General features: G+C 57.9%; 19 protein-coding genes. 13 read left to right on the top strand and 6 right to left on the bottom strand.

Annotated elements, in window-relative coordinates; translation table 11 throughout:
* Positions 1-86 precede the first annotated feature (86 nt).
* Complete coding sequence (locus Enr13x_RS26080; RefSeq protein ID WP_197455363.1) at positions 87-596, bottom strand: response regulator; 510 nt, start codon at positions 594-596, stop codon at positions 87-89.
* 400 nt (positions 597-996) lie between these two features.
* Between Enr13x_RS26080 and Enr13x_RS26075 the strand changes: the two genes are divergently transcribed.
* The 5 genes from Enr13x_RS26075 to Enr13x_RS26050 all read left to right on the top strand — a co-directional run bounded on the left by Enr13x_RS26075 (position 997) and on the right by Enr13x_RS26050 (position 4,588).
* The gene (locus Enr13x_RS26075) at positions 997-1,563 is read left to right on the top strand and encodes a type 1 glutamine amidotransferase domain-containing protein (RefSeq protein ID WP_145389825.1); all 567 of its coding nucleotides are present in this window, start codon (positions 997-999) and stop codon (positions 1,561-1,563) included.
* Between the two features lie 63 nt (positions 1,564-1,626).
* Entirely contained in the window at positions 1,627-2,109 is a 483-nt protein-coding gene (locus Enr13x_RS26070; protein WP_145389823.1) for a pyridoxamine 5'-phosphate oxidase family protein, read from the top strand.
* A gap of 92 nt (positions 2,110-2,201) precedes the next feature.
* Positions 2,202-2,843 carry a hypothetical protein gene (locus Enr13x_RS26065; protein ID WP_145389821.1) on the top strand — a complete coding sequence of 214 codons (642 nt, stop codon included), beginning with the start codon at positions 2,202-2,204 and terminating at the stop codon, positions 2,841-2,843.
* Positions 2,844-3,020: 177 nt separating this feature from the next.
* On the top strand, positions 3,021-3,365 hold the full coding sequence (locus tag Enr13x_RS26055; protein ID WP_231743791.1) for a DUF4235 domain-containing protein: 345 nt from the start codon (positions 3,021-3,023) through the stop codon (positions 3,363-3,365).
* A gap of 86 nt (positions 3,366-3,451) precedes the next feature.
* Positions 3,452-4,588, top strand: a complete 1,137-nt coding sequence (locus Enr13x_RS26050) for a carboxylate-amine ligase (protein WP_145389817.1) — start codon at positions 3,452-3,454, stop codon at positions 4,586-4,588.
* On the opposite strand, the gene Enr13x_RS26045 is transcribed toward Enr13x_RS26050, so the two are convergent.
* Complete coding sequence (locus Enr13x_RS26045) at positions 4,560-5,258, bottom strand: CAP domain-containing protein (RefSeq protein WP_231743790.1); 699 nt, start codon at positions 5,256-5,258, stop codon at positions 4,560-4,562. The genes Enr13x_RS26050 and Enr13x_RS26045 overlap by 29 nt on opposite strands.
* A 403-nt stretch (positions 5,259-5,661) precedes the next feature.
* On the opposite strand from Enr13x_RS26045, the gene Enr13x_RS26040 reads away from it, so the two are divergent.
* A complete protein-coding gene (locus tag Enr13x_RS26040; RefSeq protein WP_145389813.1) occupies positions 5,662-6,765 on the top strand; it encodes a baeRF3 domain-containing protein in 1,104 nt (367 codons plus the stop codon).
* Between the two features lie 249 nt (positions 6,766-7,014).
* Here Enr13x_RS26040 and Enr13x_RS26035 read toward each other — a convergent pair whose 3' ends face one another.
* On the bottom strand, positions 7,015-8,073 hold the full coding sequence (locus tag Enr13x_RS26035; protein ID WP_145389811.1) for a sodium:calcium antiporter: 1,059 nt from the start codon (positions 8,071-8,073) through the stop codon (positions 7,015-7,017).
* Between the two features lie 255 nt (positions 8,074-8,328).
* Between Enr13x_RS26035 and Enr13x_RS26030 the strand changes: the two genes are divergently transcribed.
* From Enr13x_RS26030 to Enr13x_RS26010, 5 genes are all read left to right on the top strand, one after another.
* On the top strand, positions 8,329-8,688 hold the full coding sequence (locus tag Enr13x_RS26030) for a hypothetical protein (protein WP_145389809.1): 360 nt from the start codon (positions 8,329-8,331) through the stop codon (positions 8,686-8,688).
* Between the two features lie 38 nt (positions 8,689-8,726).
* Entirely contained in the window at positions 8,727-9,809 is a 1,083-nt protein-coding gene (locus Enr13x_RS26025; RefSeq protein WP_145389808.1) for an AI-2E family transporter, read from the top strand.
* A 100-nt stretch (positions 9,810-9,909) separates the two neighbouring features.
* The gene (locus tag Enr13x_RS26020) at positions 9,910-10,968 is read left to right on the top strand and encodes an NAD-dependent epimerase/dehydratase family protein (RefSeq protein ID WP_145389806.1); all 1,059 of its coding nucleotides are present in this window, start codon (positions 9,910-9,912) and stop codon (positions 10,966-10,968) included.
* A gap of 5 nt (positions 10,969-10,973) precedes the next feature.
* Positions 10,974-11,606, top strand: a complete 633-nt coding sequence (locus tag Enr13x_RS26015) for a vitamin K epoxide reductase family protein (protein ID WP_145389804.1) — start codon at positions 10,974-10,976, stop codon at positions 11,604-11,606.
* Positions 11,606-11,944: an SPW repeat domain-containing protein gene (locus tag Enr13x_RS26010; protein WP_145392700.1), complete on the top strand. Its 339-nt coding sequence runs from the start codon at positions 11,606-11,608 to the stop codon at positions 11,942-11,944. The genes Enr13x_RS26015 and Enr13x_RS26010 overlap by 1 nt, the downstream gene beginning before the upstream one ends.
* A gap of 13 nt (positions 11,945-11,957) precedes the next feature.
* Here the strand turns inward: Enr13x_RS26010 and Enr13x_RS26005 are convergent, their stop codons facing one another.
* From Enr13x_RS26005 to Enr13x_RS25995, 3 genes are all read right to left on the bottom strand, one after another.
* Positions 11,958-13,550, bottom strand: coding sequence for a glycoside hydrolase family protein (locus tag Enr13x_RS26005; RefSeq protein WP_145389802.1), 1,593 nt, complete (start codon positions 13,548-13,550; stop codon positions 11,958-11,960).
* A 282-nt stretch (positions 13,551-13,832) separates the two neighbouring features.
* Positions 13,833-14,795, bottom strand: a complete 963-nt coding sequence (locus Enr13x_RS26000; protein WP_145389800.1) for a diacylglycerol/lipid kinase family protein — start codon at positions 14,793-14,795, stop codon at positions 13,833-13,835.
* 7 nt (positions 14,796-14,802) lie between these two features.
* On the bottom strand, positions 14,803-14,988 hold the full coding sequence (locus Enr13x_RS25995) for a hypothetical protein (RefSeq protein ID WP_145389798.1): 186 nt from the start codon (positions 14,986-14,988) through the stop codon (positions 14,803-14,805).
* Positions 14,989-15,310: 322 nt separating this feature from the next.
* Here Enr13x_RS25995 and Enr13x_RS25990 point away from each other — a divergent pair, with 322 nt between their 5' ends.
* Both Enr13x_RS25990 and Enr13x_RS25985 read left to right on the top strand, forming a co-directional pair.
* Entirely contained in the window at positions 15,311-16,069 is a 759-nt protein-coding gene (locus Enr13x_RS25990) for a phosphatase PAP2 family protein (RefSeq protein ID WP_145389796.1), read from the top strand.
* A gap of 30 nt (positions 16,070-16,099) precedes the next feature.
* Complete coding sequence (locus Enr13x_RS25985; RefSeq protein ID WP_145389794.1) at positions 16,100-17,017, top strand: YihY/virulence factor BrkB family protein; 918 nt, start codon at positions 16,100-16,102, stop codon at positions 17,015-17,017.
* The last annotated feature ends 22 nt before the right edge of the window (positions 17,018-17,039 follow it).

The raw sequence follows: 17,039 nt of genomic DNA, 5'->3' as shown, positions 1-17,039 counted from the left end.
TACGCTCGGATTGCAGGCGGAATTCGAGTCGTCGGACAAAGCCGAAATGACGCCAAACCTGCCCGAGACGAGCTGTGGCAAATCGGCTATCGGGACGGTTCACCCTTGGCGACAGTCTTGAGGAGTCGTCGGAGCGTGGGTGAAATCACTCCATCGCTCCTCGGTATGGAATCCTCACCTGACACATTGATCTGTTGTAGACATTGCTTGCCCGCGATCAAGTCAAGGATGACTGATAGAGTCGTCTCCTTGTCAAGTGGTTTTTGAAGCAACCCGTCGCCACCCAATTTGCGGACAACGTTCAGCGTCTGGCCGTCAAGCAGACTGGTCATCACCAACACGGGCAATTGACGGATGCCCTCATTGCCGGATTGGCGAATCCTCTCAAGGAGTTCCAGTCCACACAATCCAGGCATCTCGAGGTCGGTGATCAGCAGATCGGGCGGATGGTTTTGAATCGATCGCCACGCTTCCAGCCCGTTTTCGGCAAGCACGCAATCGAATTCGCAATCATCGAGCCAGGTTCCAACCTTTGCTCGGGAGGAACGCACGTCATCCGCAATCACACATCGTTTGGGGAGGGCATCGTGCGTCATCACAGCGTGAGGGAGAGAGGAAATGAGCGTGGTTTTGATCGAGGCATCAAGAGTGCAATGATTGTGCCCGAGACAGACCTCAAATGCTCGGCACACCAATCGAGTGCATCCTATCTCAGCAGCAAACCCGCGGGTGGAGGATCTCGTCCATCCCCTGGGCAGACGGCATGTCGTGACAAGCTCTTTTCCTGACTGATCGTTCGCCGCTGCGTGCGTCCATGGCAATGTCATCTGTTCGGGAAAGTCTCACGCTGGTCACTGATCGACCGGCGATGCGGCGTTGTCTTCCACAGTGATGGCTCCTGAAGCCAAAAGCCGTCGTTGGCATGGAAACTGCAACGTTCACATCGAACCCAACCGTTTCAACATGAACCATGACGTTTCCGTTCAGGAGAGCAGAATGAGTAAGCAGACGCTCAAAGAAAAACGAATCGCCTTTCTCGCAACCGACGGCTTTGAGCAAGTGGAGCTAACCGAGCCATGGGAGGCGCTGCAAAACGCGGGCGCCGAAGTGGTGCTGGTGTCGCCGAAGTCCGGTGAAATCCAGGGCATGAACCATGATGAAAAGGCTGACACTTTTAAAGTTGACCAGTCCGTCCACTCGGCCTCTGCTGAAAACTTCGACGGACTCGTGTTGCCCGGAGGCGTTGTCAATCCAGATGCGTTGCGGATGTCGGAAGATTGCGTCCAGTTTGTCCGCGACTTTTTCAAACAACACAAGCCGGTGGCTGCGATCTGCCACGGGCCTTGGACGTTGATCGAAGCCGATGTCGTCCGCGGGCGCAAGGTCACGTCGTGGCCGAGCTTGAAGACGGATCTAAAGAACGCCGGCGCCGAGTGGGTCGACCAAAAATGCGTCTGTGATCAGGGCTTGGTGACCAGCCGAAACCCCGGCGATCTGCCCTCGTTCTGCGACAAAGCGATTGAAGAGTTCGCCGAAGGTCGGCATGCCAAGCAAACCGCGTAGGCGCCACTCGCAACCGTCATCGATTAGCAATTGACTCACAGAATAGACAGCAAGGACAAGTACATGAACACTCACAAGAAACTGATCGACCTACTGAAGGACTTCGACACGGCGATGCTCGTCACCCGCGGAGTGGATGGATCGATCAACGCTCGACCGATGGCAGTCGCTCAAGTAGAAGAGGACGGCCAACTCTGGTTCGTCACCGAACGCAACTCGGGCAAGGTTTCCGATTTGATGCTCGATTCAGAGGTCGCAGTGACCATGCAATCGTCAAGCAAATTTGTGTCGCTCTCGGGGACTGCGCATCCGAGTGACGATCAAGCGAAGCTGGACGAACTATGGAGCGAAGGCTGGAAGGTTTGGTTTCCCGAGGGCAAGTCCAGTGACACGATCTTGTTGTTGCGGATCGAACCCTCACAAGGCGAATACTGGGACCACTCGGGTTTGACCGGCGTGAAGTATCTGTTGAAAGCCGGCAAGGCCTATCTGCAAGGCGAACGGCCCGCAACAGACGCCGAAGCCAATGCCTCTGTTTCGATGTAGTCACCCTCCGACGGCTGTTCAGATCGGACCAGTCTGCCGTCCGGCCGACAACCGCATCGATTTTTCCACCACCTCCAAAGACCGAGAGAACCATGCGACTGGCTGCCTTTTTCCTAACGACACTGTTCGTCACTATCGCAATCGCCGACGACGGATTGCTGGACGACGATGACAACACAACCGCGGCGGGCGACATCCTAGAATCGCGCGGCGAATTGGCGACCGGCTTGGGAAAAGGGGCATACCTAAGATCCTTGTCGGCTGAACAACTGCAACAAGCGCTTGCCTTGCGGCTCAAGAACCGCAAGGAACGGGTCGAGCAATACTACGAACTGCGTGATTTGCGGGACGAGGAAATTGCCGAGGAAAACGAACCCCTGTCGGAAGAGAAGCGTCGAGAAATCGGAAAACGAATGGCCCCAGATCGTTTGAGCGAGAACCAAATCGATCGGCAATCTGGCGAACTGTATTGGCCTCGGCCGTTAGACCATCGCGCCCTTGGACCGTACCGCCGGCCCATCGAAGAGACATTCGCAAAACGCTCCAGTCCCGGTGAAGTGTATCGACGCATGGACTATGCCAAGGTCCATCGAATGGTCAACTTGATTCACGAAGCGGTCGATTCGATCAAAGACAAATTGGATCCCCAGGAATTCAGCGCGTTGAAATCTTACCTTCGGCAGATCGACTATGAAGCTCGGTTCAACGGGGCCGACGAGAGGGTGGACTACTGATGCCATTCGACAAGAACGCTGCGCCGTTGAACGTGATTCCCTGTCCCGGCTGCGGAGCTGATGTGCACGATCGTGCCGTCGCATGCCCAAACTGCGGCGAAAAGATCTACGTCAACTCGCCCGCTGACATCACGCCGACCAGGCACCCGCCTGATTCACCCTACCGAGGAAATAAAGATGATTGACCAGATGCAAGACAAGTTGAGTGATCTGCGCGAGACGGCGACGAACCGCTTTGGCGATGAGCCGAACGAACGCAATGTCGGGATCGGAAAGACGGAAAACTTGCTGGCCTACGCCGCTGCGATAGGCGCCACGTTGGTGGCACGCAACGCGCTTCAGGCCGGTTGGCGGACGACGCTCGATCGTGATCCCCCCAAGAACCCCGCGTCATCGGAAGTTGACTGGAAAGACGCCTTGTTATGGGGCGCCGTCTCCGGCGCCCTCGTCGGCATCGTGCGAATCGCGTCGCGGCGTGCCTCATCAAGCGCCTACAACCGTTACCTCTCGAAGAAACGCTGAAGCGCGCAATTTTCACTGGTCCGACATTCCGGCAACTGCGACCTCTTCTGATCACAGCTCGCCTGATTACACAAGAAAACGACGTGATGGACAACTTCATCCCTTCGATCGGCGTCGAAGAAGAGTACCAGCTTGTCGATCCCGAAAGCGGACGATTGCTGCCCAATTGCAAGCGGGTGATCGAGCAAATCGGCCAACAGACGGCGGCGGAAATCCAGCACGAGCTTCACCTCACTCAAATTGAAATGGCGTCAAAGGTTTGCAAGACGCTGGATGAGGTGCGTCAAAATGTGCGTCACGTGCGCGGCGTTCTGATCGTTGCCTCGCAAAACACGGATACCGCTCTGGTCGCCGCCGGAACCAATCCGTTGCCCGTTCCCGCTTCGGACTCATTCACCCCCAAGCGGCGATACCAGGTGATGAGCCAGCGATTCCAACAGATCGCCCGCGACATGCTGATCTTTGGATGTCACGTCCATGTGTCGATAAAAGATCGCTTAACGGGATTGCGAGTGATGAACCGCTGCCGCCGTTGGCTGCCGATTCTGCAGGCTTTGTCGGCGAATTCACCGTATTGGGATGGAGAAGATACGGGCTACGCAAGTTATCGTCGTGAGCTTTGGGCACAGTGGCCCATGGCCGGACCGCCGCCACACTTCGATGACCTCGCGGACTATCGCGCATGCGTCAATGACCTGGTGCGTTCCGGGGCGATCAAGGACGAAAGCTTCATTTACTGGGACATTCGCTTGCCGACCAAAGTCCCGACGATCGAATTTCGCGGCGCCGATGTGATGCTGTCTGTCGAAGAAACCGTCGGCTATGCAGGTCTGGTACGGGCGATCGTGATGCAGGCGATGCGGGACATCCAATCGAATCGCATCACCCGCCCGATACGCTCGAGTTTGCTGTCGTACGCGACGTGGCATGCCGCACGTTATGGCATCAGCGAGGATCTGGTGGATCCACTGAGCTGCGAAAAACGGCCCGCCAAAGCGGCGGTACTTCGCTTGCTCGAAGAGGTACGCCCGGCGTTAGAAATCACCGGTGACCTGCAGTGCGTCCACGAGTACGTGCATCGGTTGTTTGATCGAGGCACAGGGGCGGATCGACAGCGGGGAGCAGCCGGTCCGGATGGAGACGTGCGGAGAATCGTCCACCATGCGATCGGCGAAACGGCGCGGGATGCGGTGGTCAGCGAGTCGTCAGACCGTCGTCTGTGATTGCCAATTCGATGGACTTTTTGACTTCGATTTTCGAATCGGAATCAATCAAGCTTAACATGGCCGGGAAACATCGCCTCATCGTGATGATTGAACGCGATGGCAGCTCGACCTCGTCTTCGCTGTCGTTGGACGTGACGACCAGCGTTCGAGTTTGTTTGGTCTTGTTGGTCACTCGGACTTGGATCGCAGAGGATTTCGGCCGCCCGAACAGTTGGACAGCGTAATACGTCACGCCATCGGTGGATGCGACGGAAATGCCCGTTTCGGTGACGAAGTCGGCCAACAGATTTTCCCGGTGTGGCGGAGAATCGATCCAGCCTTGCACAAAGACGTCGATCAGCGACTCGGCCGTCAGCTCACCGGTGTTCGTACGGTAAGCGATATTTTCACGCACAACGCAGTACAGATACCCGGCGTCTTTCGCTCGTTGAGCCGGTGTTCGGCCGTCGGCGTTGTGCCCGTACTTTCCCGACTCAGCCATAAAGGTTGCAAACCTAGATGCTGTTGCGTCCAACGCTTTATCCGAACTGACCGGCGGCAAGTCATGCTTTTTCCGAAAGTCATTCGTCTGATTCAGGATCGCCTGTTCCACTTCTCGAATCAATTTGGTCTCGGAATCGTCAGCGCTCGCCAGCGTGCTCATGATGGCCAACATCAGGAGTGTCATGGATTTTCGCATTGTTTCGAACAAGTAGACGACACCCTTGGCGACATCCCCTGACCGTCCAAAGGATTCAAGCCGAGACGGGACTTCGGGCGTCGAACGGGGCTCATTTCCGTACCATGATGGACTGTTTGATGCGCGGGACGCGGCAGCTCGATGAATCGACATGAGGCGAATCTCAGCAAGAAGAGAGGATGGTTGACGTGTCACGGTGGCGGTCGTGCATGATCCATGCCATCGATGGTCTGCATTGGATCATCCGGTCCTGGCAATCACGGTGTGTTGTTTAGGTGGCTCGAGCGTGCTCGCGGCATGCATCAGTGAATCCGCTGGAAGGCATTCGGCATCGCGTTTGCATCTGAGTTGCAAGAAACAGAACGTTTCCTCCTTCCCAAGCGAGATCGCGATGTCCACGATCACCAACAAACTCTCACCACGTCGTCTGAAAGCGGGCGATTTAAAAGAACTGGCCGATACGAGCGCGAATCCCTGTGTGTCGATCTTGATGCCGACCTACCGCTGCGGCCCCGAGACTCAACAGAATGCGATTCTGTTCAAAAATTTGCTCGGCGAAGCGACACGGCAACTCGAAGAAGCCGGGCATGACTGCGCGATGATTGAACCCGTTGAATCGCTATCCACCAATTTTGATTTCTGGCAACATCAAAGCGAAGGGCTGGCGATTTTTTTGACCCCCGACAAAGCCCGTGTGATCCGCGTCAACCGAGCCATTCCAGTGCGTGTGTTCGTCGGAGATTCGTTTTGGTTGTTGCCGTTGGTGCGTCAGCGGACGACAGGCGACAGTCAGTTTGTACTCGCGTTGACCTGGGACAGCGCCAGTCTATTCCGATTTGACGGCGAATCGCTCAGCCTGATTCAAACCGAGGTGCTTCCGGCCACCTTTCACGATCTCGTTTTGCCGCGTGATCCCGAAGAAAGCCTGCAGAACACCAGCCACCGCAGTCACGGAGGCGTCGGGGCGACGTCGACGGCGATGTATCACGGGCACGGCGAGGGAGAAGACAAGATCGCGGCGGATCGCGATCAATACCTTTCGCTGGTCGGTGATCAGGTCGGCGCGGTGGTTTACAACACCGGAATCCCGCTGGTATTGGTTGCGACAACCGAAGTGGCCGGGCATTTCGAAGCGACGACGGATGTAGGTGTCGATGCGAGGGTGGAAGGAAGCCCGTCGCAATGGAGCGATCATGAATTGCGAGAGCGAGTCCGCCAGGCGGTGGCCGACCAGCAGAGCGGTGACGGCCAGAATGATCTGGAACCATTCGCCAACGCCATCGCGCAGTCCCAAGGTTCCGATGACGTCTCTGAAATCATCGCAGCGGCCTCCAACGGTCGCATCGAGTCGTTGGTGATCGCCGGCAGTCAATCAGAGGCGGAGCATTTCAACTCGACCGTGATCGAGACTCTACGTCACGGCGGAGAGGTGTTCCAATGCGAGGCGGAACAGATGCCGGGCAACTCAACGCTGCTGGCGATCTTTCGTTACTAGGGACCGTCGGAAGAACAAGTGGGATAGGCTTCCAGTCTGTCGACGCTGGAATGACAGGCTGGAAGCCTATCCCACGCTGGAATGACAGGCTGGAAGCCTATCTCACTCGCAAGACCCGACACTGAGATCGCCCAAATCCCAGGCACCGACGGCTGTCGCTCATGCACCCGGTTGGTCGATCGTCAACCAAATCGCGCGGTGGTCGACCACGGTGATTGCGGACGGGATGTTCGGTTCAGGGCAGTGACTTTACAGTGTCGAATAGATCGCCAATCCGATTGCGTACACCAGCAAGACGGCGAAGGAGTCGCTGCCCATGCCTAAAATCGTGCGGTCACGCCGTTCCAAAATTCCCCACAGGTACAAACTGGTGACGACAATCCCCAAGGCGGCGAGAAAACCGGACGATGGGGTCATGGCATCAAAAATCGCACCGTCGCGATAGGTCAGGTCGGCCGGCAAGAACAACGCGATTTCGATCGAGTTGGTCCCCAGGATGTTCGCCGCCGCCATGCTGTAGGCACCGAATCGAACCGCGGAATACGTCGTGCTGACCTCGGGCAGGCTGGTTGCCAACGCGACCAACGTCGCGCCGACAAAACTCTGGCCGATCCCGGTTTGTTCCGCGATCGCTTCACCGGTTTTCGCGACGAAGAAGCCTCCGATGAGCACGGCGAGGGAGGCGACCGTGAAGAATCCGACCAACGCCTTCGTCGAGGTCTCTGCGTAGTCGGCATGGTAGGCGTCCTTTAGGTCTCGGGCCGATTCGGGCGGCTGGGCCAGCTCTCCACTCGGCTTCCAGCGTGGGTCGCCTTCGTAGCGATAGATCACCCACACGGAAAAGACATAGAAACCGAACAACACCACCGGCCAGACGCCAAGGTGGGCGATCGACCACAATTCGCCGCTGCTGAGCGCGGCGGAGGCGAGCGCAATGAGCGCAATCAACATCACACCGACCATCAGCAAGGAGGATTGCGGCGAGAACAGCGTCAGCGGTCGGCCTCGCAACACCACCGCGTCGATGATTGCCAGCACGGCGATTTGCATGGTGACTCCGCCAAGCAAGTTCGCTCCCGCCAACTGCGCCGCGCCTGAGTATGCGGCGGTGCAGGTCGTTGCCAATTCCGGCAGGCTGGTCGCCCCACCGAGCAACAAAGCACCGGCGAATGCTTTACCGATCCCTGTTCGATCGGCGAACAGATCGACGTAACGACTGAGTTTTGTGCCTGCCAACCAAACGAGGATCGATCCGGCCGCGAAGATCGCGACGTTGGCCGGCAGCGGTAGTTCGGTGAATTCAATCATCTTCGATCGCCGATGCAACGAACATGCCATTCAGACCGCGCCGAAAGTCCTGGCGATCATTCTCACGCAATTCAATGGCACGCTTTCACTGAAGCGGGCGCTGTTCGGGATGGCCCCGGGGAGGGGCACGCCGGGTCGCGACGCTTTGGCATATCGATTGCTGCCCCTTTCAAACGCTGCAGCCATTCGACGGCGATGGAGTGGGCCACAGCAGATCATCTGTTTATCAACGAGCTTCAAACTGAAAAACGAAACATGAGTAAAACAAATCCGCAGATCGAAAAACAGCTCGACAAGCTTGCCTCGATTTGCTGCACGCGGCTTGAGAACACTTCGTCGGATCCGACGATGGACGACGCGGCGGTTGACGAGTTGCTGAAGGCGCTGTTGATGAGCGGCTATGCTCGCCAGGCCGACCGGACGTTGCAAGTCGAGTTAGAAAACCGTGTCAAAGACATGTGCCGCGACCCCGCGATGCATCGCGGTGGAGCATTGACGGGCCTGACCGAGCAACTGCAAAACAAGTTTGACCAACTGAAAAGTTGGGAGTCGCGTCAACCCGGCGAGACGAGCACGGCGAAAGCGGCCAACATCAGTTCCGCCACGGACGCGTGACCAACGAGCCCGGAACAACGAGCTAGGAGCAGCCAGACATGCCACGTCATCTTTCGTTCTGGCTTTTGATCGGCACGGTCGCACTGTCCGGGCTGCTGTTCTTCCATGTCATCAAGCCGTTTCTCGTGGCGATCTTCGTGGCTTTGGTGTTGACGGTCTTGTTTGCCCCCTTGCACCGTTGGTTGACCGATCGGTTGGCCGGTCACATCCGAATCGCGGCCGGTGCGACGACGTTGCTGGTGGTCGTCGCGGTGTTGCTGCCGATCGGCGTCACCCTGCTGATGGCCGGCACACAAGTCATGCAGATCGGAACGGACGTCGCGGAGCGATTCGATGCGCCGTCAAACAACGGGATCGACCAAACGGTCGAGATCATCGAAGAAACAAGGATCGGCAGTGCGATCGAGCAGCTCGACAACCACTTGCCGCGGGGGCATCGAGAGCAATTGAGGCGAGCGGCTTCGCGGATCACCGACGGCGTGGCGGCGGAGTTGTACAACAAGACTCGCGGGTTGCTCTCGGATTTCTTCACGTTCGCCGTCAGCTTGGCGATCATGATGCTGGCTCTGTACTATTTCCTCGCCGATCGCGATGTGTTTTTGCGGGAATTGCATCGCATGATGCCGCTGAAAAACCAGGAGGAGCGACGGTTGACCGATCGTTTCCAATCGGTCTGTCGCGGCGTTGTATTGGGGACCGTGGTGGCGGGCGTGGTGCAAGCGACGTTATCGGGCGTTGCATTCGCGGTGTTAGGCGTTCCGAACGTTTGGCTGCTGATCGTGCTGACGATGTTCTCGTCATTCGTCCCGGTGCTGGGATCCGCCGCCGTCTGGGGCTGCGTCGCGGCGTGGCTGTTGTTCGATGGGCACTACGCGTCCGGAATCGGGCTGGCAGTGTACGGCGCCGCGATTGTCTCGTCATCGGACAATCTGGTTCGTGCCTATGTGATCGGTAACCAAGCAAAGCTGCATCCGTTTGTCGCTTTGGTGACCGTGCTGGGAGCTCTCAAGTTGATGGGGTTGTGGGGCATTTTTGTCGGTCCGATGGTCGCAGCGTTTTTTTATGCCCTGTTGAACATCACCAGGGATCGCGTTGCGCAGCAACGACAGATGGCCGCATGACGCGACGTTGTCATCTGTGGAGGCGTCTTCGGGGGTTCGCAGTGGCATGCTGTTTGCAGAAACAAATTGCGAACGATTTTTTTTCCAAGCGGAGTGATTCATGTCTGTACCACGTCCTGCCGTCCTCGTCACGGGAAGCTCGGGTCTGCTGGGCCAACCGGTTTGCCGCGAACTGGCCGATCGCGGCTATGAAGTTTTCGGATTCGATCGAGTCGGGTTGCCCGAGCCGCCGAAGCGTTGCGCCAACGTGCATGACATTGAGTGCGACCTGACCAGCTACGAGAATGTCCGCGGCGCGGTCGCGGATGTTCGACGGCGCACCGACGGCAAGCTCGCCAGCGTTGTTCATCTGGCGGCGTATTATGATTTTTCCGGCGAAGACAGCGAAGCGTATGACGAAGTCACGGTCCATGGCACCGATCGGTTGCTCAACGCCTTGAACGAGTTTGAGCTGCAACAATTCATTTTCAGCAGCACGATGCTGGTGCACGCACCCTGTGAACCGGGCCAACACATCAGCGAAACCGATCCGCTGTTGGCGAAATGGCCGTATCCGGAAAGCAAAATCCGCACCGAACGGCTGATTCGTGAAGGCCACCCCGGAGTGCGATCGGTGTTCTTGCGGATCGCCGGTGTCTACACCGATGACGGACGTCAACCGACGATCGTGCAGCAGATTAAACGCATTCACGAGAAGGATTTCCAAAGCTATTTTTTTCCCGGCGACACCGAGACCGGACAAGCGGCGGTTCATCTCGACGACGCGGTCGATGCGGTCGTGGCGACCGTCGAGCGACGCGATCAAATCGAAGCCAAGACGGCCATTTTGATCGGCGAGCCCGATCCCCCCTCCTACGAAACGCTTCAAGATGAAATCGGGCGACTGGTTCACGGCGAGCGGTGGACGACGCTGTGTGTTCCCAAACCGCTTGCGAAAGTCGGCGCTTCGGTCACCGACACGCTGTCCGATGGCGAAGCGTTCATCAAGCCTTTTATGGTCAACATGGCCGATGACCACTACGCACTGGATCTCTCGCGGGCCAAACAGCTGCTCGGTTGGGAACCAAAGCGTCGGCTGATCGACCGGTTGCCGACGATCATTGACGGCTTGAAGCAGGATCCCGATCAGTGGTATCGCAAGAACGGCCTGAACCGGTAACACCGATGTCGCACGCAACACTCCCTGTCGACGACTTGGACCGCAACGTCCCGCCCTATTCACACAACCCGTCGGCGTGGTCACAGCGGATTCCGATTTGCATTCTGGCATTCGTCGCCGCGGTCATCTCCACGCACTTGTCGCTGTACCAATGGGGGCTGATCGAAACCGCCTGGGATCCGTTCTTTGGCAGTGGCACGGCGGAGGTCTTGAAGTCGAAGACGGCCGGGCAAATGTACGGCATCCTCGGCATCCATGATGCTGCGCTCGGAGTACTGGCCTACCTCGGTGACGCGATTTTGGGATTGGCCGGGTCCACGCGGCGGTGGCAGTACCGCCCCTGGTTGGTGATCCTGTTCGGCATCGATGTGATTCCGCTGGGGATTGTCAGCGTCGTGTTGGTCCTGTTCCAGGCGTTCATCGTCGGTTCATGGTGCTTTCTGTGCCTGGTGACGGCGGTGATCTCCTTGATCCTCGTTTACTGGGCGTGGGATGAGGTCCGGGCGTCTCTGACCTACTTGTGGATTGTTTGGCAACAGAACCACGATCTACGAATCGTGTGGGATGCATTTTGGGGCAATCGCAGTGACGCGATCGATCGCGCGGCGGAAACCTTGTTGTCACGGGGGACGGCGTGATGTGGGGACGGGTCGTTGAAATCATGACCGCGGTGTGGCTGGCGGCCAGCCCGTTTGTGTTTCGGGTCCAAGACAGCGAATCGTTTGTGCTGGTCGACTCGTTGATCGCGTTGCTGGTTGCGATACTTGCCGGGTTGTCGTACTGGTCCCCGACGCGGCATGCGCACGTGTTGATTCTGGTCGTCGCGACCGGGCTGACATTCTGGGGGCGTTTTGCGGAACTTCCCCCGCCCCCGATTCACCAAAACCATATCGTCGTCGGTCTGTTTCTGATCATGATCGCGATCATTCCGAACGACGCATCACGTCCGCCCCGCCAGTGGCGATCATCGGCTTGATCGCTTGCATCGGTCACCCGCTGGCCAGGTGCTCGTCGGTTTGGTTTGGCGGCGCCAGTCGATCCAATTGGATCTCGGAAACCGTCACCTCTGCGGTCTCCAAATAGACCCCCAAGTTTCCCGTTTCAAAACTTTGGTCTGCCAAGGACAACACGACTCGTCCATTGACGGACAATTCGATGTAGCTTCCGAAGACGATCAATTGCACCGCGATCGCGTCTCGAACCTGGGAATACCAGAAACCGGATTGCAGCGGATGAAACTGCATCATCTGTTCGCGACTGCCGTCCTCGCCGGTTCCCCAGGCCCGCAGTTGGACCACTCCCTTGAGCATGTCCAACGAAATGTAGTAACCATCACGTGATTCGGGATCGAGGCGGAAGACCAGACCGCACTTTCCGAGGCCCTGCATTTCCAGTTTGGCCTGGAATCGAAAGTGATCCAATCGGTCATCGAACAGGAAGGCTTGAAATCCACTTTCACAGGCCAAGTCCAGATGTCCGCCGTCGACGCGACATTGTCGCATCTGGGGGCCCACGTCTTCGATCAGGCTGTGAATGCACTTTGCATCGAGCGATTCCACCACGAATTCCGCGATCCCTTCAAATGTCACCGCGCGGAGCAGTCCGTGTTCGTTCTTCACCAAACGTTTCGGCGGTGGCATCAAGTTTTCCGCCGTCCTGTCCTCCCGGTTCATCGAATAGAAATTCCACAACAACCACCCCTGTTGATCACGACAAACTCGCCCCGCATAGTTGCCTTGGGGCAGCAACACGTTGTCGTGGTAGCTTTGCCAACGGTGGCCGATCTCGTCGGTGTGCCAATAGCGGATTTTTGCATCTTCACGAATGCTGCCGATCAAATAGTGGTCGTCGTCGACGACGATCAGATTCGGCACTTCGATGTCATCGTACAGACGCGGATGATGCAGCGGCGGGTGCGCGACAAAGTGGTTGGGTTCGACTTCCTTCATCAACGCGACACAGCCGCGGCGAACGACCGGTCCCGTGTTGACTCGCCCGGCCGCCATCAGCCAGCCATCGTTTCCGTCATGGTGGTAGAACGGATCGCGAAAGCTGACCCAGTGTCGCCCCTCGTCGAGTGACGCTTCGTAGTACTCGGGATCCGGCTCCAAGGGAAAACAACTCGTTGGATCGAACATGGCGTGACGGGGGTCCGCCGATGTGGCTCGACTTTGCTGCAGCGCACGTTTGACACGTTCGGGGTCCCTCGGGCCGCGGTGATCCTCCCACCGCACGGGCGCCTTTTCCCAATGAAACAGATCGTCGCTGACCGCCATCCCCAGCCGTTGAAAGTTGCCTTGATCTCGCCGCGACAGACCGGTGTAGAACATTCGCCAGCGACCGGAATGATGGGGATCGGGCGAAACATGCATCGTCCACAGCATCAAGTCGTCCCAGCTGCCGGGATCGCCGATGAACAACGCGTTGTTGACTCGCCGCCAATTCAATGCGTCGGTGCTGACGGCGTGTGCGATGAAGTCATGGTTGGGCAGGACGAGGTGGAATAAGTGGTAGAGCCCGTCGTGAAACAAGACGTCCACGTCGCCGATCGTTTTTCTACTGCCGTCAGTTTCTGTAAACATGGTCGATAATGTACACCAAGTTCGTCACGACGCCCCACCCCAATTGGCCGCGAGATGCAGCGCGGAGAAGGGGTCAGTGCTTTTCCGCGGTACGCCCACGATAAGAACCGACACTGGGTTTCCGAGTCGATCCTAACCGAGATCAACGCGTCCCCCCTCGGTAACGCTGTGAAGCATTTTTTCCCTACGCTTCTTTAGGTTTTAGCGGCAGGGCGCGAGCCCTCCGGTTGTTCATCGTTGCCACAACACCGGAGGGCTCGCGCCCTACCGCTAAAAAATGGTTCACAGCGTAGCCCCGTCGGGCTGAAACCGTTTGCCGACAAACATTTTGATCGCCGCCGGTTCGATGCAAAACCGGATCGGTTCCGCGTCCACCATTTCACCGTCGAGTGTGAAACGCATTGCCGGGCTTGATCGAAGTTCCAGGCACTTTGCCTGTCGATGAATCACTTGATCACAGCGACCGAAGGATCCGGTCAGGTTGCGTGTCACGATCTCTGCCATGTCCGCCACCGTGCCATCCTTGATCAAAACGATATCAAGCAACCCGTCGGTCGGTGACGCCGCGGGCGCAATTTCAATGCGTCCCGCATTGGTACGGCCGTTGGCAACCAGAATGGCCCAGCTGTCAAGTTCCAGTTGCTCACCGTCCATGTCGACTTGAACCCGATAGCTCAACATATCCGCCAAAACGGAAACCGCCCCCCGGACGTAACTCATCGCCCCCCAGCGCTGCTTGATCTCGTCGGTCATCACTTCGGACACCCTGACGCAGTTCCCGCCGGCGGCAACGTTTGCAAAGTACTGCTGAAACCCATCGGCGTGGACTTGCACGATGTCGATGAAGTGCGGCTCGCTTTTCCGCATCTGCTGCACCGCTTCAACGACGTCATCTGAAACTGCCAACGTACCGGCGAAGTCGTTGGCCGTTCCCAGAGGGATAATGGACAGACTGGGACGCGAGCGAGCGTCCAGCCCCATCAAAGCGTTCACGACGGCGTTCACCGTGCCGTCGCCGCCGGCGGCGATGACGGTGCGGCAACGAGATTCGGTCATCGCCTCTCGCAAATCAACGTCGCGACGGATTTTTGTCCACCGCGTCGCGAAACCAGCCAACAATCGTCGAAGCTGGACGATCTGATCCGCTTTCCCGGACCCTGCATTCCAAATGACATGGTAGTCCAGTTCTAACGAGGCCTCTTCAGGCGATTCGTCTTGGCGCACAGGGTTCGTGCTGACGGTCATCCGTGATTCAATCCTCTGATGCATCCGACGATTGATCGGACTCGGCCGCCTCGGTGCTGCGTCGGAGTCGCTCGGCCGTTTCTTCGCGATACCTGTCGGTCGACGGTGCGCCGGCGTTTCCGATCAGCGGAGGGCCGGCCACAATCGGGTGCGTGATCCCATGGACTGTTTGGATATTCGTGTGATTCGTCATTGTCAAATAATTTGATGTTGAAGTGTGATGAAAGGTTTTCAGCGGGGTCTACATGCAGATGCCGTGCCATTTCAATGACGGTCGCTACGGTCCCGTCCGTTGCTCAGCGACCGACTCAGCGACCGATGGAGAATGGCACGTCGGCGCACTGGATGAGGAGACAAGGAGACAAGGAGACAAGGAGATGGGGAGATGGGGAGATGGGGAGATGACTTGCGGAGCACCATTCTGCCTTCCGCTCTCGCCGACGGCCCCCGACCGCTACGTGGTAGGCGACAGCGCCCCCGGCTGATCGGCATGCGAGTTGCCAAACGAATCGAGCATGAAGCCCTTCCGTGATCGAAACGTTCATCGGCACCTCGTCCGATTGGTCCGCTTTTTACGTGATCGCGAACCCCTCGCGCTGCTGGGGCTGCTGGTCGTCGTGCTGGCGGCTTGGGGGTTTATCGAATTGGCCGACGAAGTCCTGGAGGGGAGCACCGAGACGTTTGATCGATGGGTGGTCCGCAGCCTGAGAGATTCGAGCGATGTGTCTGATCCGATCGGGCCGACCTGGATGGAGGAAGCGGGGCGCGACTTGACGGCGCTTGGTGGAATAGCGGTCATGTTGATCGCCGTTGCATCAGCAGCCGGGTTCCTGGCGATCAATCGTGCTTATCGCACCATGCTCGTCTTGGTGGTGTCGACGTTGAGCGGAATGGGCGTGAGTTTGTGGATGAAGTCGCTGTTTGCTCGGCCGCGGCCCGACTTGGTCCCCCATCTGTCGCATGTCTACACGAGCAGCTTCCCGAGTGGGCATTCGATGATGGCGGCCCTTGTCTATCTGACACTCGCCGCGTTGATCGCTCCGGTGCTGAGGAACATCTGGTTGCGATTGTATGCCCTCGCCGTCGCGGTTGCGTTGACGGTGCTGGTCGGAATCAGTCGCGTTTACATGGGTGTCCACTATCCCACCGACGTCTTGGCCGGATGGGCGGCCGGATTGGTGTGGGCGTTGGCGTGCTGGCTGATTGCTCACGGGATCAAGTTAACGGCCCGCTGGCATGGAACTTGCCGTTCCCCAGAGAAACCGATTTCTTGAACCGCGAAACTCACGACCACCGCCAACACGATGGATTTTCTCAAGCACACCTTTGACGAGTTTGCCAAAGATCGCTGCACCACCATGGCGGCCGCACTCGCCTACTACACCGCATTCGCGTTGCCACCGTTGCTGTTCCTGTTGTTGACCGTGCTGACGTTCGGAATGTCGATCGCGTATGAATCCGAAAACGCCAAGCAGCGGGCGCAATCGGTGCTGGAAGAACAAGCCACGGAAATGCTCGGCAATCAATCGGCAGCGGAGGGGATCACCAAGATTCTGCGCAACAACCGAGAATCCGGCGGGACATGGTGGAAATCGCTGATCAGCTTTGCCGGCATCATCGTCGGGGCGACCGGAGTCGTCGGGGCGCTGCAAGATTCGTTGAATCGAGTCTGGCAGGTCAAACCCGACCCGGACACATCGAGCATTCTGACGGTCTTGGTCAAACGCATCATCTCGTTGGCAATGATTCTGGCGCTCGGATTCTTGCTGCTCGTTTCCATCGTCGTTTCATCGGTGCTCTCGACCGCCGGGGAACAACTGGGTGCAATCCTGGGCGTGGACGGCGGAGTGGCTGCGGTGATCAACTACCTGGTGCAGGCTGCGGTGGTTTTCGTCGTGTTCGCAGCGATCTTCAAGTTCATGCCTGATGCGGTGGTGCAGTGGCGGAACGTGTTTGCCGGTGCAGCGATCACGACGGCGCTGTTTCTGGCCGGCCGATTTGCGATGCAGGTTTACTTTTCGTTCAGCGAGCCCGGGGCGGAGCTGGGGACGGCGGCGGCGTCACTCGCCGTGATCCTGGTCTGGGTTTATTACTCCTCGATGATCGTGCTGTTGGGCGCCGAGGCCACTCAAGTGTACGCCGTCCGCTTCGGAAACGGCATTCAACCGGAAAGCAACGCGGTCCGCGTGGTCGAGGAAATCCGTCGTCCGGAAGCGGGTTGATGACGAACGATCACTGATCCGC

The organism is Stieleria neptunia (genome assembly GCF_007754155.1).
Classification (GTDB): domain Bacteria; phylum Planctomycetota; class Planctomycetia; order Pirellulales; family Pirellulaceae; genus Stieleria; species Stieleria neptunia.
The sequence above is the reverse complement of the archived record's forward strand: the minus strand, read 5'-3'. Positions and strand labels throughout refer to the sequence as shown.